Here is a 15,617-nt window from a genome sequence, read left to right as displayed (position 1 = left end):
GAATACCCGGTCATATGTAAATTAGCACTCTAAGCAAGCACTATATGTGTTATCGAAAGATTGTGTCGCCCTGCTGATCAATCATACACTTAGCTTTACGCACCATTTCATCCGCGCATTGAGTTTCTTCCATCAAAACATCTGCACGGATAAAGCGATGAGACTGTTCGCCCTTCTCAATCAAACCATTGACTCTATACCCCGCATCTTCTGATATCGGCATAGGCTTTATGATATAGCCGTTGTATTCCACCTCGATAAAACTACTCGTCGATTCTGGTTCTGTTTTATTAGCTGTGAAAAACTCGCTGATTTTTTTAATCAGAGACATTTTAATAACCTTTGAAAAATTGATTACGTATCAATACGAAAATTTTGCTGCGGTATAAATGGCGAATGCCTTTTCCCAGATGTCACCTACTTTACCATTACCTACAGGTTGTCCATCAAGTTGTGTTACCGGAGCAATCTCTTTAGAAGAGCTGGTGATCCATAACTCATCCGCAAAACGCACCTCATCCATCGTAATAGTTCGCTCCTCAACGGGAATTGATCCATCTATTTTTAAGCTATCAATAATAATCCGGCGAGTAATCCCCGGCAGGATCTGATTATCTAACTTAGGCGTCAGTACAACACCATCTTTAACGATAAAGACGTTACACGCACTACCTTCAGTAAGCTGATGATCTGCGTTATACAACAGCGTTTCATCGCTACCAGCAGAGTAGCCTTGTTGAAAATGAATTACATTTCCTAACAGGGCTGTCGATTTAATATGGCAGCGTTGCCACCTTAAATCTTCTGTACTAACCAAACTGTATTGAGTTACTTTTTCTCGATCGACCGGTTCTGGGTCTTTGATCGCGAAAGTGTATGCAAATATGGTCGGATCTACACCTTCAGGATATGCATGGTAGCGCTTATCGTCCGTACCTCGGGAAACATGCACGTACACCCCTAAGTTTTCAGCTTGATCGCTGTTTTTCTCGATCAGATCATTCAGTAGATTACGCCATTGCTCAGCGGTGAGGGAGCAGTGAATTTCGATCTCGGCTAATCCATTTAACATACGTTGGATATGCAAACCTAAACCAACCGATTGTCCCTGATAGTAAGGTATCACTTCGTAGATACCATCACCGAAGAGGAAACCACGGTCTAAGGGCGAGATACGTGCTTCTGACAACGGTAGGAAATCACCATTAAGGTATGCAATGCTCATAGAGATATCCCTCCACTTATTCTTTTACCAGACCAATAATTTGCCTTAACTCATTAATCACGCTTTGTCCTTCGGATGCTGGCAAACCATCTTCAGTTAACTCATTTTCTCTTGTCACACCGTCGACGCTGCCTAATTTGGAAAGATAGCGAAGTATTTCCAAGGGCTGTATATCGGCAAAGAAATCTCGATGGTTCCAAAAACTTAGAAAAGCAATAATGCCGTAGGCTCCCCAATTAGATACATCTGTAATGAGTAGCTCATCCACTTCGGTAACGGATGCCTTTATATCGAGATTTTTAAGTGCATCTTTGACATTGCCCATACCTATTTCATTTCCACCATCACCTATACCGATGGTTGGGCATTTAGCATTCAGGATGAAGGTGTCAAAGCAAGCAGTACGAGCACTGATGTTTTCACCGCGCATATTATAATAACGACCATCTTCAGCCTGTCCTGGACGCTCAATAGAGATCACAGCTTCAGGGTTGTATTGATACAGCGCTTGGAATGCTTCTAATGTGCGCTCTTTATGCTCGCCCACACGAATTTCATGAACTCTATAATCAGGCATCAGCGCCTGAGATACCGGCGGGCCGCATACTATAACGGGTGTTGCACCAATCACTTCTAATACTTTGTACAGCGCAATCGCCCCTACCGGCCCATCCGTTTCAAAAGTATCCACAACCGGAAAGCCAGTACCAATCAATACGTGCCCTCTGCATCGATTAAGCATTCGAGCTGCACGCAGGTAATAGCCAGATTCCAACTGCGGTTGGATCGTTTGCATGCCACGTAAATTTCTAGCAACCAATAGGTCTTCAATTTGCTTACTTATCGTGGCTTCATTTGGCATAACGGCACCTATACAACTGATACTTGTGGATTGCTAATTCACTTTATCTGGCTCGGTTCGTTCAAATTTTTTCTGCGTTAGTGATTGAATATTGTGCGCATCATCAATCGTGATCTGCTCAAACGAGACTTTGGCACCTGGCATCATTTGCGCCATTTTTGCGGTATCTAACGAGAGCATAGAACCAATTTTCGGGTAGCCTCCGATGGTTTGTCGATCATTCAGTAAAACGATAGGTTGCCCGTCTGCTGGGATCTGAATAGCACCATGGCAGATTCCTTCCGATAAGATGCCATCTACCGACGCTTTAACTTCAGGGCCTGACAGCCGATAACCCATTCGGTCTGCTCGATCAGTAACTTCATACTCGCTACTAAAAAATATCCGCTTATCATGTTCGCTAAAAAGATGCTGTTGATAACCGCAGATAACCCGCAAGCTGGCATGTTCAGCGTATTGCGGTCGATGATGCTCAGCTAGGCGATAGGCTCTAGCCTCGTTTACTTCTGTACAGTATAGAAAATCATCTTGTTGAAGCTTACCGCCATCTATACCGCCGATACCTTCTCTCATAACTGTCGCGCTGCTGGAGAAGCTAGGTTGTATCTGAAACCCACCACTCACGGCTAAATATGCTCTCGCACCTTTGGTTGCGAACCCTAACTCAATCCGATCCCCTTGTTGGATTTTTTGAGCATGCCAACACTCTCTTTCCAATCCATTAACCTTAAACGGGATATCTGCTCCAGTTACGACCATGTAGGTATCGACATGGGATTCCAACACCAATCCGCCAACACTAACTTCCAGAAGAGAGCTATTTAAGTCATTGCCTAATAAACGATTAGCCCATTTAAAGGCCTGCGCATCTAGAGGCCCACCGGTCGTTAAACCAATCCGATGATGACCAAAACGGCCTGCATCTTGAATAAGTGTTAACAGGCCTGGCTGTAATACTTTAAAACCCATTTCGCTCATAACTGTCCGCCTAACGCGAGATATTCGTCTCGGGTAATTGGCTTAAACGTCACTCTATCCCCAACCTTAACCGGCATATTCGGCGTTTTGTCTGGGGTAAACATTTCAGTTGGACACAAACCGATCAAATTCCAGCCACCTGGGGATTCAGCTGGATACACGGCAGTCTGCCGATCAGCGATAGCTACGGCGCCTTTAGTCACTTTTTGTCTAGGTGTGGATAAACGAGGTGCTGCGATTCTAGGATCAACCTCTCCTAAATAGGCAAACCCAGGGGCAAAACCTATGGCATAAACTCGGTACTCTTGTTGGCTGTGGATCTGGATCACTTCATCCACTTCCAAATTCGCATTTTGAGCCAACATCTCTAGGTCAGGGCCCGATTCCGGACTGTAATAAACAGGTAGAGAAACTAGATCTCCCACCTGCTGTTCAGCTTGATCGAGCTGAGTGAGTAACTCACGGAGGTGTTTTTTAATCTCCAGATGGTCACAGCTAAACAGATCGTAGATCACTAACAAAGACGCATAGGAAGGAACGAGATCGATGAGCCTATCGGCCAACTCTATCTCTAGCACAGAAACAGCTTGCTGTACTTTGGCAGAGGTTTCTGGGCTGGCTTTATCACCAAAATAGATGATCAGCGCATTCTCCCCTGCTATTTCTATTCTCATGACTGGATTAACTCTCGGATCTCTTGGATTGCATTAACACCCTCCATATTATCCCCATGTACACACAGCGTATCGGCCTGTAGTTGAAGTTGATGGCCATTTACCGTTGTGACGCTGCTACTCTCTTTGAGCTGACGTACTTGAGCCAACATTTTCTCTTTGCTATGCACTGCTCCTGGCAGTGAACGTGACAAAAGCTTGCCATCATCGGCATAACAACGATCAGCAAATATCTCAAACCACAGTTCGATGCCTATCTTTTTTGCTTCCTCTTGATGTTGTTCCGCTTGTGGAGTGCTTTGTAACATCAACCTTAATGGTTTGTGGTAAGCCGCTATTGCGCACATAACATCTTGTCGAACTGAAGTATCCGCCATCATATCGTTATACATCGCACCATGAGGTTTAACATAAGTAAGCTCTAGTCCTACACTGGCTGCCATCCCATCTAATGCTGAGATCTGATAAAGCAGCATCGATGTCAGTTCATCAGAGCTCACTTTTAGACTACGTCGACCAAAGCCAACAAGATCAGGATATCCCGGGTGCGCACCAATCATGACGCCGTTTTGTTTGGCGAGCGCCAATGTTTTCTGCATGACCAACGGATCGCCTGCATGAAAACCACAAGCGATGTTTGCCTGATCAATATGGGGCATCACCGCTTCATCCAATCCCATTTTCCATGAACCGAAGCTTTCACCCAGATCACAATTTAGCTTTAAACTCATCAAGTATTCCTTAAATCAAAACCTTCAATCACGCCTTGATCAGAAGATGGCAAGGCGGCTATTGGGTAGGTCTGTCACGATCATATGGCCTGGGCTGTGAGTAATACAGAACGAGGGTTTGGCCTGTTCTATTGCCACTTGAGGCGTTACACCACAGGCCCAAAATACGGGCAGCTCGCCCTCTTTAATAGTGACCGCATCGCCAAAATCAGGTTTGTCGATATCTTCAATACCGATCTCTGTAGGATCACCCAAATGCAATGGCGCGCCATGGACCGAAGGGAAACGGCTACAGATCTGAATAGCTCTAATCGCATCTGCCGCCTTCATTGGCCGCATACTGACAACCGTATCGCCACTAAAACAACCTGCGGGCTTACAAGGCATATTGGTTCGATACATAGGAACATTAACCCCTTCAGAGATATTTCGGATCTCTAAACCATCCGCCAGAAGCGCTTCTTCGAATGAAAAGGAGCAACCTAGAACAAAGGTAACCAGATCGTCTCGCCACAATGCAGATACATCTGGCAGTTCTTCGATTAACTCACCATCCCGATAGACTCGATATTTGGGAAGATCAGTACAAATATTTAGATCTTCTCCTAAGCTCGGCAGCATAAAATCACCTGGATTCTCGGACATTCCAATCAAGGGGCATGGCTTAGGGTTTAACTGACAAAACTGTAAAAAATCACCGGCATAATCTTTAGGCAATATAACCAAATTACCTTGTACAAATCCTGCAGCCACTCCGGAGGTGTTATATTGGAACTCACCTCGACGAATCATCTGCCGTATCTGCAATGGTGATTTATCTGAATACATAATTGATCCTATTTTCTGCTAAACCTACATACCAAGTTTAGTCATAGCGTCATATCAGGATGGTACGTTTGATCCATGTATCTAAGTATGTACCCGATGTCGAAATAAAGTCACTATTAAGCTGATTTAAAAGTAATTTACTGATCCAAATGAAAGGTCTTACCGCTATTTAGTGCTAAGATAATCAAATAGATAATCAATCCCTTGATACTGTTTCGCATCCTAATTCACATTTAGATGCGTATTGGAAATTTGAACCGGGATCTTTATGAGTCACCTAGACACTCAGGAAGTCGTTAAACAATTAGCCGATCTCACTGGTGCTTTAACTTCTGAGAAAGACCACACCAAACTGCTGGATCGTATTATTTTAGGTTGTATGCACCTAACCAATGCGGATGGCGGCACGCTTTATACAATCAACGAAGAGAATGAAAACGAGCTAAAGTTTACTATTCTTCATAATCGCTCTTTAGGTATTCATAGAAAACCTAGAGACCTCCCAGCGGTAGAGATTCGCAACGCGCAACAGCAGGCATCCAAACTGGTTGTAGTACAAACCTTTGTACAACGCGAAACCATTAATATCCCTGACGCTTATACCTGTGATGATTTTGATTTTTCCGGTACCCGCAATTTTGATAAACAACTAAGTTATAGATCGCAGTCTTTCCTCTGTGTCCCTCTACAGGATCATGAAGGTGAGATTATCGGCGTGCTTCAGCTAATCAATGCGATGGATGGCGATGGTAATATCACCCCTTTCCCTGAAACTCAGCAGCACCTTGTTGAATCTCTAGCCTCATTAGCTGCTGCTGTACTCACTAAACGTCGACTCATCGATGCACAGCGAATGCTATTTGAGTCTTTTATTAAATTGATTGGCCGTGCGATCGACCATAAGTCACCCGTCACAGGTAAGCACTGTGAACAAGTGCCGGAGATCGCTATGTTACTAGCAGCGGCCGTTAATAATGCGACATCTGGCACATTCGCGGATCTTAACTTTAATGACCTCGAGATGTACGAGTTACGGATCGCGGCCTGGCTTCACGATTGCGGCAAGATTACAACGCCTGAGTACATCATCGATAAAGCAACCAAATTGCACACGATGTTCGATCGTATAGATCTTGTCGAATCCCGCTTTCGTGAATACAAGCAACATCTGCAAATTGAGTTACTACAACAGCAGATTCAGCTATCAACTGAAGAGTTTGCTTCTGCTGAGCAAAAGTTGGCAGCTCAGCTACAACAACTAGATATCGATTTCGATTTTATTCGTAAATCGAATACTGGCTCAGAGTTTATGGCGGCGGAAGACAAAGCGCGTGTGGTCAGTATCAGCGAGATAAGTTGGATTGACGGTGAAGGCAACGCTCGTCATCTGCTGACCAAAGATGAAGTGGATAACTTATGTATCAGCAAAGGTACTTTGACAGAGCATGAACGCCAAGTCATGCGTGATCACATCAAAGTATCTACAGATATGCTTGAATCACTGAACTACCCTAAACAGCTATCGGAAGTTCCAGAGATTGCCTGTAACCATCACGAGCATATGGATGGCAGCGGTTACCCTAGAGGAATCACAGCAGAAGATTTATCAACGCGAGCACGCATTATGTGTATCGCTGATATTTTTGAAGCCCTAACTTCACCAGATCGTCCATACAAAAAAGGCATGCTGCTATCGCAAGCGATGACCATCTTGGGACGCATGGTAGAAGATAATCATCTGGATGCTGATCTATTCAAACTGTTTGTCGAAAGCGGCACTTATCTGGAATATGCACAATCGCATATGACCCCGCGTCAAATCGATGAGTTTGATCCAACATCCCTACCCGGCTTAAATTAAGTGTTTATTTGCTGGTGTGGCTATAAACGCCGCGCCAGCCTACATTTGGCGGTATGTCCTTAAACTCAGCAATCCGGTGAAGATAGATTCGTGTCATTTTGTCATCTGGATGATCTAACAAGAATTGCCCAAATCGTTCTTCCGCCAAATCCCAATCCTTTTGGACATAGGCTGCTATCGCTGAAGAAAAGAGTTCGATACTAGACTGCTGTTGAGATGTGCACGCCTCGCGCAAACAGATAGGTTCATAAATATCTACAGGCTCGCTTCGACCTTTAACCTGTACACGATCCAACTTCCGGTAACTATATTCCGGGACTTGAGCTACGACCTCTCCACTGACCAAAAGCGGAGCACCGTAATATTTGGTTAAACTCTCTAAGCGAGAAGCAAGGTTCACCGCATCGCCCATAACGGTATAGGCCATACGGAAGCTCGATCCCATGTTGCCCACATTCATAGGGCCACTATTAATTCCCATACCCACCTCAACGGTAGGTAAACCTTCTAACTGAAGTTGCTTATTCAGTTCTGGCAGAGCATCCAGCATCTTCATCGCTGAATTCAATGCATTACGGGCATGATGTTCATCTTTTAGTGGCGCGCCCCAAAAGGCCATCACTGCATCACCTATATATTTATCCACAGTCCCTCGTTGTTCATGGATAATTTGAGTCATACCTGTGAGATAAATATTCATCAATCGGGTCAACTGCTGTGGATTAAGCTGCTCAGACAAACTTGTAAAACCACGAACATCCGAGAAGAACACACTCATCTCACGGTTTTCACCACTTAGTTGGACGCTCTGTGCTTGTTCACTCAACTCTTCCACTACTTCTGGCGGTATATATTGACCGAATTGAGTTGCCAATTGAGCGATATTTCGCGCTTCAAAAAAGTAACCTGTGGTTTGCTGAAAGAGATAAAGCACTGATACCAGAATTAAGGTGTAACCTAGCGGAATAACCCAGAACATCTGTTGCCACGCATAAAGGTTTATCCCCACCAGCAGAGCCACCCACACTAATGTGAATAGCGTAGAAGTTAAAACCGAAACTCGCGGAATAATCAACGACAGCAATAAACCACTCACAATCAACTGAATCAGTTCAACCCCCAAGGTGTAATCAGGCTGATGCTGAATGCGTTCGTCTAACATTCCGGACAGAATATTTGCGTGTACTTCTACACCCGAGTACCGATTACTCATCGGCGTCACTCGCAGATCTAACAAACCTGCAGCGCTCGTACCGACCAAAATAATCGCACCTTCTAACTGATCTGCATCGGCGGTTCCACGAATCACATCGGTTGCCGATATATAAGGGAAGCTACCTTGAGGGCCTCTGTAAGGCACAAGCACCGCACCATGCTGATCTACTGGAATACGCACACCAGCAGCATCGACAGCCACTAGGGCATCTTGCTTACCAGTGGCATCCGATTCAATCACAGCAGTCACGGCTTGCTCACCAAACAACGCTAAGAGCATAGAAAGCGCCAGAGAGGGATAATAATTCTCTTCATAACGCTGAATCACGGGTACACGACGATAAACACCATCCGAATCCACCATCGGATTATCAAAGAAGCCGTTCCAAACACTGACACTATGCAGTTCATTCAGGCTGGAGATGATCCCGTTTGCTTCGGGGATAGGTAACTGATTTAGACGCTCATCATCACTAATGATTGGATTACCAGGATGACCAATTTGAAGCTTCTTTAAACTACGATCAAATAGATAGCCTAATACAACGGGGCGATCGGCAATGGCTTTAGAAAAGATCTCATCCGAATTTAAGTTCTTTAATAATTGATCTAAATTTTGCTCTTCTGATTCCGATGCCAGCTGTTTAAGCTCAGATAGATCAACACTTTGATCAGCCTCCGAGAAAACCATATCAAATCCGACAATAGCGACACCATATTGGTCAAATAGCTGGTCCAACATCAAGGCCAATTTAGCTCGGTTCCACGGCCAGCGTCCCTCTGCTGCCAGACTTTTTTCATCGACATCGACAATAACAATACGTGGATCTTTTTCCTCGGATAAAAACTGTCTTAAGCGCAAGTCATATAAATCATACTCAAACCGATCCAATAGATCAGGGCGATCGCCCTGGATCACAGGAATCAACATCACTAAAGTGAGCACTAAACCTAAAACAGTTCGTATCCAACGTTGCTTCATCGTTTACTCCGCCGTAACTCTGCGCAATTGATCGAAGTCGATGTCACCCTTAAGCACCTTCTGTATTCCATCCTGCAACAAGCTACGCATACCATCAGAGATCGCCTGTTCACGGATCTCACCTATTGTTGCCCCTTGATAGATCTTTTCTTTCATCTCTGGGGTCGAAATCAATAGTTCGTGAATACCTGTACGTCCTCGATAACCCGTATGGTTACATTCCTCACAACCTACGGCTTTATAAAGCTTCACTTTATCACCCATAATCAACTCTCCCGCCTGCTCACCATAACGACGCAGTAAAAAAGCGATCTCATCATTTGAAGCTTTGTACGCCTTACGGCAACTTGGGCATAGCGTTCTAACTAAACGCTGTGCCAACACGCCTAAAAGTGCATCTGAAAAGCTCACTGGATCTATACCTAAATCCAGCAAACGAGTAATGGTTTCAGGAGCAGAATTGGTATGCAGTGTTGATAACACTAGATGACCGGTTAAGGATGCCTCTACAGCCGCATGAGCCGTTTCCTGATCTCGCATCTCACCAATTAGAATAATATCTGGATCAGCACGCAAAAACGCACGTAGCGCTGCTGCGAAGGTAAAACCTGTCTTTGGCTGTATCTGAACTTGCTGCAAACCGGGCTGTGTAATCTCAACAGGATCTTCTGCAGTCCATATCTTTTTTTCGGGTGTATTTAAGGTAGCAAGCAATGCATGCAGAGTGGTCGTTTTACCTGAACCTGTAGGGCCAACCACCAACAAAATACCATGTGGATTTTGTAACAGATCCTTTACCCCATTTTGAATAGGCTCGACAAAGTTAAGTTGATCAAAAGCAACGGGGTCGCCACTTTGCAGCAAGCGCATGACTACACCTTCGCCATTAACCGTAGGAATGGTCGCCACACGAACTTCCAAAGGGTGGCCTTGCAAACGCACGGCAAATTTACCATCTTGAGGTAAGCGTTTTTCGGCTATATCTAGGCGCGACATAATCTTGATTCGCGATACTGTCGCTTTAGCATGGGTTGCGGGGATCTGAATGATGTCTTGGCAAACGCCATCTATCCGCATACGAACATTAGTGGGTGTTCTGCCTTTGCCCGGTTCAATATGAATATCCGATGCTCTCAGGCGCTTCGCATCCAGCAATACTCGATTAACCAAACGGACTACGGTTGAATCTTCCTCTGAAACGTCGTCATTATCAGCAACACTCTCATCAATATCCATTTCGGCGCTATCATCTAGCTCATCAAGAATAGTGCTAAGGTTCGCACTATCCTGTTGACCACCTGAAGCAACAACGCCCAAATACTGATGAATATCATCCAATAACCCAACACAGATGTGGGCGTCATGCTGACCTACAACATTTTTAATCTCGATTAGCCGCTTGGTGTCATTAGGATCATCAATCAAAATCAGAACAGTCTCACTATTCTGCTCGGACAGTAAAACAAGGTTGGAGTTGCGAAGGTAAGCCTTGTTTACCTTTTCACATAAGGGGTGAAGAAAGTACTTTTCTGGGTTGTAGGCAACAAAAGGAACTTGATAAAAACATTCCAACGATTGACCAATCTGCTGACTTGTTAGCCTAGCGTTATCTCTTAACAAACGCGTTAGTGGAGTTCGAGCATCAGATTTTTTCTCTAATTGATCAAAGACTTTCTGCTCAATTAAATTCTGCGCTAAAAGGTATTCAAACGGTGTTTCAGTACAGCCAAAATCGTAGCGGAATTTTTGCCCTAGTAACTCTGCAAATTGTCGCCCTCTTTTCAGATCAATCGCCGAAAAAGATTTACCGTCTCGGCGGTTTATTATCTGTATAACTCCGAGAAGCACATCTTGGTACAGAATCGGCAATACCAGCATAGAGCGACTGGTAAATTCGATATCTTTTTCAAATGAAGCATTAAAACGCAATGACGGATGTATTTTTTCAAGTTCTGCAGAATCCCTTACATCCTTGATTGTTAGTGCTTTTTTACTAAGCGCAACAAAACCAGCTATGGAAGAAGCTGTAATCGGCACTCTAATTTCAGTTAAATCTTTCCCCGTCTTAAATCGGGAAACAATATCCTTGCTCGAGCGATTTCGTTGGTATACGGTGATACGCTGAGCGTTAAACAAAGCGAGCAATGTCTTTTCGACCAAGGGATAAGCTTCTTCAAAACTCTTAGCCTGATGAATCTTACTCAGCACTTTTGTCAATCGAGAATAAAACTGCTGTGTATCCTTTTCTATCGCTTTTGTCATGCTCTACTACCATAATGTCATTATTATAGTTTTCTAGTTAAAGATAGCCGCTCCAGAGGTGGGAAGTGAAGCTCGAAATTCTTGGTTGCAGTGGCGGTATCGGCCATGGTTTAAAAACTACAACTTTTTTAGTAGATGATTCCTTGTTAATTGACGCCGGTACAGGTGTTGAGCTTTTAAAAATGGATCAGATGCTCGCTATTAAAGATGTGGTGATTACACATGCCCATTTAGACCATATCATCGGCCTGCCTTTAATGCTGGCAACAATTTATGATCAGCATAAAACACCCATCAATATCTATGCGCTTCCAGACGTTGTTGAGGCTTTAAAAGTTCACATCTTTAACTGGACAATTTGGCCAGATTACACCTGCTTACCTGAAGATAAACCGATCATAAATCTGCATTCGGTCAACGTCGGTGATCAGCTATCACTTCAAGGTAAAACCATAGAGGTGATCCCTGCAGAGCATCCTTCACCAACCGTTGGCTATTTAGTATCAGACGGCCAAGCCTCTTTTGTTTTTAGTGGCGATACGGGTATCAATGACGCGCTCTGGCCCATTCTAAATGCAAAAAAACCAGACCTACTGATTATCGATGTCTCTTTTACCGATGAAGTTGATGAACTGGCTCGGTTAAGCGGTCATCTTACTCCTAGCCATCTTGCGAGCCAGCTAGAGCTGTTAAGCCATCCAGCTCGAGTAATGATCACTCACCTTAAACCCGGGTTCGAAGATACAATTATGCAGCAATGCCGCCAAATCCTACCTAGCTGGCAGATTGATCGTTTACATCACGGCGATATTATAAACCTATGATAGCAATCCCTTATTAAGGGGATTGCTGCGCTTCAAGTAAAATGGTGCCTGAAATTGTTCCTGTCGTTCCATTGCTAGCATTTTCACCTGTTGCACCGTAACTCGTAACAGCCCCTTGCGCGGCTTCTCCGACAAAATCAATGGTCATACGCCCAGACATATCTGTATTAGCACCGCAATCGCCGCCAGTACATGTGCCTGTCAACTTAACATCGTTACCACTTAGAATATTGTTCAAATTCATATTCGCATTTGCATCTTCTCGCAAAGCATAATTTCGACCAGCTACATTAGCTTCAATCCCAATTTCCAGTAGTTTTTGGCTATCAAAGTCTACTCGGAAATAAGTGCCGCTATAGATATGACCACCGGTACCTCCCCCACCAACGAAATCCTTCAGAGTTCCTGTAGCACCTGTTTCAATTTCAGGTTTGGTATACCCGCCTGCCGATACATAAGAATCTAAGCGGTATACATAATCACCAGTTTTGGCTGTTACAACGGAAGCTGGAGTGAGGCCATCCGTATACATAAAATGGAAACTACCAACGGTTTCAACTTCGGAACTATTTTCTATCACCGTGTAATCATTACCCCAGCGCCCCCAAGTAACGTTGGCACCGCCCAATTCTTTAGTGTTGTTATCAAGAAGGCGAGCGACAGTTGACGGGCCAGTAAAGCTACAAGGTGTGCAGTCATTATCAGGGGATGTGTTGGAATCAAAATAGACCAAACCTGTCACTAAATCTCCTGTGCCTTGCGTACTATCAACAGTAATAGCTGATTGTCCATCTACAAATACGCGACCAGAGCTTCCATTTAAACCTTTAACAGAGTCAATTTCTGTAAAAGCAACAGCCACCAGACTCCCCATAGGCGCGGCTGTACCTGACCCTGTTGGGTTAGGAGCGGTTGTTGTTACTTCTTGAATAATATTTTGATCATTACTTTCGGCTACAGGGTCACTCGCAGGGATGGTGCTATCAATGCTATTACTCGTGGTAGCAACAGTTGTACTTAAATCCAGTGTTGCTCCAGATTCACTGCTATCATCATTTCCTGAGGTTTGCGCAGCTTCTTGGTCCGACTCGGTTTCAGATGAATCGTCATCAGCTTCAGTCGCTGTATCCTCTTGCTGTTCAGTATCTTCTTCTGAGGACTCTTCCGGCTCAGATGATTCCGCATTTTCTTCAGTAGCTCCTGTAGAAGCTGGCGTTTTAAAGACATTAATGGAACCACGAGGGCCCACTAAGCTAAACGAGCGGCCTGATGCGATATCACGACTCCCCCCCTGTTTGGCTGCAACGTTAATCTTACCTTGGCTTACCGATCCAGTAACACGCTCACCAGCTTTATCTACACTAAAGTCAGTGCCTCGAATACCGATGGTAGCGACTACTGCATCCAGTTTGTAATCTTCTTTATCGACCTTACCGATCTTACCAGAGATGGTACGCATACCACCCTTCAAAAGTTTATAGATCGCTTTGCCGTCTTCAGGATTCGCTTCATCGAATCGGTAATCATCGATTTTAAATTCCGTATTCGGCTTTAACGACAGTCGAGATCCATCGGTAAAACGGATCTGCAAACGCCCCTTTGCGCTGGTTTTCAATAGGTCATTAGCAAATACATCGGCCTGACGTTTAAGTGCACGTTCATCTCCTGCAGTGGATACCGCCACATTCTGACCAAAACTAAGTATTACTTTGCCAACACTTTCTTCAGCTTGCGAAAAGCTGCTGACTAAAATAAGTAAAGAGGTAAGTAGAAAAATCTTCATTGATGATCACCTCAACGGAAGCTATATCGTAGCCCAAGCATGACTTGTTGACGGTCATACTCATAAAGCTCAATATTTGAATCAGATTTTGTATAGCTGTAGTTCCCCAACAAGGTCCAAGAAGGTCCTACAGTCCAATCTATATTTAAATTGGCCAACATGTACTTATCATTCCGTTTGATTCCATAAATCCAGTCTTCTCCAGCATACTCGCTCTCTTGATAAGTAAAGGACGGCGTTAGCTTTATATTATCTGCCGGACTGAGCTGCACCCCTAGATTGCCACCAAAGAAAACTCGATCAACCAGGCTATTCGTAAACAGGTTAGACTCTTCAGGACTTTCATTACCAATAAAACCACTTACAAAATAGAGAGGATTCCACGAACCTTCACCAGCATAAAGATAATTTGCCCCTGCATTAAGCTGTAAAGCATCCTTCCATGCGGAATCTTTATAAGTTAGAGAGTTAGCCCCAACAAAGAGCTTCGCAACTGAGTTTCGACTAAGCTGTTTGCTCCATTGCGCATTGGCTCCCAAGAGATCTCGAAATTGTTTACGGTCTAATAGATATTTCTGAAGTACAAAATTGACTTGGAATTGTTGGTCGTCCATTTTCCATAAATGGCCACCATTTACGCTGATATTCTTATAATCTTGTTCATCTTCAGTGTGGTACAACCGCATATCAGCATGTGCACTAAAAAGAAGAGCTGCATCAGGGCTATAAGCATGCTCTATATCCCCCCCCAATCGAACCTGATTATATTGTCCACTTCGACCAAGAGCATCACTGCTTAATATAACAACGTTAGTTTGGTCACTAGGTCCAGAATTAAGGTTGCTGTCATATCCGGCCCACAACTCAACAAAGCTGGTAAATTTTGTAGGAGGTATCGTTGTTTTTTTATCAATTAGGGAGAGATACAGATCTATTCTGTTAGCAACCACTTGCGGCGGTTTGACCTTTTTAACTTGTAAGAATAGCTGCTTGGCTTTCTCAAACTGATTTAAATGGTAGTAACCGCGTGCTAATTCCAACTTAGCCAGAAAGTTACGGGGCTCTAGGAAAATAACCCTTTCAAGCGCAAATACGCCTTCACTTACGTGCTTACTATCAATCGCCGCTACACCATATTGCATATCGAAAGCAGGGTCACCTTCCATACTTTCCAAGTGAGACAAAGCCAATTGATAAGCTTGAGCGTACTTACCTTGATCAACCAGATTTTTTAGATCGGTAACCGTGTCAGCAGCGACGAATGAAGATAGACAGTACAAGATGACGGCCAAATACTTATGTAACTTACTCACTCTTAACACTCTCCCAGCTTAAGAGGATATAAAAATTCAAACAATATCAATGTTTTGGGGATCGCGCTATCACAAGACC

13 protein-coding genes are annotated in these 15,617 nt (G+C 44.0%); 2 read left to right on the top strand and 11 right to left on the bottom strand.

What is annotated here, in order from left to right:
* Positions 1-49 precede the first annotated feature (49 nt).
* From ACMXYN_RS04855 to ACMXYN_RS04825, 7 genes are read right to left on the bottom strand one after another with little or no spacing between them, the layout of a single operon-like run.
* Complete coding sequence (locus tag ACMXYN_RS04855; protein WP_415893743.1) at positions 50-331, bottom strand: HlyU family transcriptional regulator; 282 nt, start codon at positions 329-331, stop codon at positions 50-52.
* Positions 332-361: 30 nt separating this feature from the next.
* A complete protein-coding gene (locus ACMXYN_RS04850) occupies positions 362-1,225 on the bottom strand; it encodes an aminotransferase class IV (protein WP_415893742.1) in 864 nt (287 codons plus the stop codon).
* A gap of 16 nt (positions 1,226-1,241) precedes the next feature.
* Positions 1,242-2,087: a DUF4392 domain-containing protein gene (locus ACMXYN_RS04845; protein WP_415893741.1), complete on the bottom strand. Its 846-nt coding sequence runs from the start codon at positions 2,085-2,087 to the stop codon at positions 1,242-1,244.
* Between the two features lie 33 nt (positions 2,088-2,120).
* Complete coding sequence (locus ACMXYN_RS04840; RefSeq protein WP_415893740.1) at positions 2,121-3,065, bottom strand: biotin-dependent carboxyltransferase family protein; 945 nt, start codon at positions 3,063-3,065, stop codon at positions 2,121-2,123.
* Entirely contained in the window at positions 3,062-3,739 is a 678-nt protein-coding gene (gene pxpB / locus ACMXYN_RS04835) for a 5-oxoprolinase subunit PxpB (RefSeq protein ID WP_415893739.1), read from the bottom strand. Before pxpB ends, ACMXYN_RS04840 begins: the two co-directional genes overlap by 4 nt.
* Entirely contained in the window at positions 3,736-4,470 is a 735-nt protein-coding gene (locus tag ACMXYN_RS04830) for a 5-oxoprolinase subunit PxpA (RefSeq protein ID WP_415893738.1), read from the bottom strand. The genes pxpB and ACMXYN_RS04830 overlap by 4 nt, the downstream gene beginning before the upstream one ends.
* A gap of 39 nt (positions 4,471-4,509) precedes the next feature.
* Complete coding sequence (locus tag ACMXYN_RS04825; protein ID WP_415893737.1) at positions 4,510-5,298, bottom strand: putative hydro-lyase; 789 nt, start codon at positions 5,296-5,298, stop codon at positions 4,510-4,512.
* Positions 5,299-5,566: 268 nt separating this feature from the next.
* Here ACMXYN_RS04825 and ACMXYN_RS04820 point away from each other — a divergent pair, with 268 nt between their 5' ends.
* Positions 5,567-7,159, top strand: coding sequence for a GAF and HD-GYP domain-containing protein (locus ACMXYN_RS04820; protein WP_415893736.1), 1,593 nt, complete (start codon positions 5,567-5,569; stop codon positions 7,157-7,159).
* Between the two features lie 4 nt (positions 7,160-7,163).
* Here ACMXYN_RS04820 and ACMXYN_RS04815 read toward each other — a convergent pair whose 3' ends face one another.
* Positions 7,164-9,356: a CHASE2 domain-containing protein gene (locus ACMXYN_RS04815; protein ID WP_415893735.1), complete on the bottom strand. Its 2,193-nt coding sequence runs from the start codon at positions 9,354-9,356 to the stop codon at positions 7,164-7,166.
* Positions 9,357-9,359: 3 nt separating this feature from the next.
* Positions 9,360-11,618, bottom strand: coding sequence for a GspE/PulE family protein (locus ACMXYN_RS04810; RefSeq protein WP_415893734.1), 2,259 nt, complete (start codon positions 11,616-11,618; stop codon positions 9,360-9,362).
* Between the two features lie 65 nt (positions 11,619-11,683).
* Between ACMXYN_RS04810 and ACMXYN_RS04805 the strand changes: the two genes are divergently transcribed.
* Positions 11,684-12,442, top strand: coding sequence for an MBL fold metallo-hydrolase (locus tag ACMXYN_RS04805; protein ID WP_415893733.1), 759 nt, complete (start codon positions 11,684-11,686; stop codon positions 12,440-12,442).
* Between the two features lie 13 nt (positions 12,443-12,455).
* Here the strand turns inward: ACMXYN_RS04805 and ACMXYN_RS04800 are convergent, their stop codons facing one another.
* Positions 12,456-14,225 carry a FecR domain-containing protein gene (locus tag ACMXYN_RS04800; RefSeq protein WP_415893732.1) on the bottom strand — a complete coding sequence of 590 codons (1,770 nt, stop codon included), beginning with the start codon at positions 14,223-14,225 and terminating at the stop codon, positions 12,456-12,458.
* Between the two features lie 11 nt (positions 14,226-14,236).
* Positions 14,237-15,538: a surface lipoprotein assembly modifier gene (locus ACMXYN_RS04795; RefSeq protein WP_415893731.1), complete on the bottom strand. Its 1,302-nt coding sequence runs from the start codon at positions 15,536-15,538 to the stop codon at positions 14,237-14,239.
* Between the last annotated feature and the right edge of the window lie 79 nt (positions 15,539-15,617).

The organism is Neptuniibacter sp. PT8_73, from assembly GCF_047778045.1.
In the GTDB taxonomy this organism is placed as follows: Bacteria; Pseudomonadota; Gammaproteobacteria; order Pseudomonadales; family Balneatricaceae; genus Neptuniibacter.
This window is presented reverse-complemented; position numbering and strand designations above follow the sequence as displayed.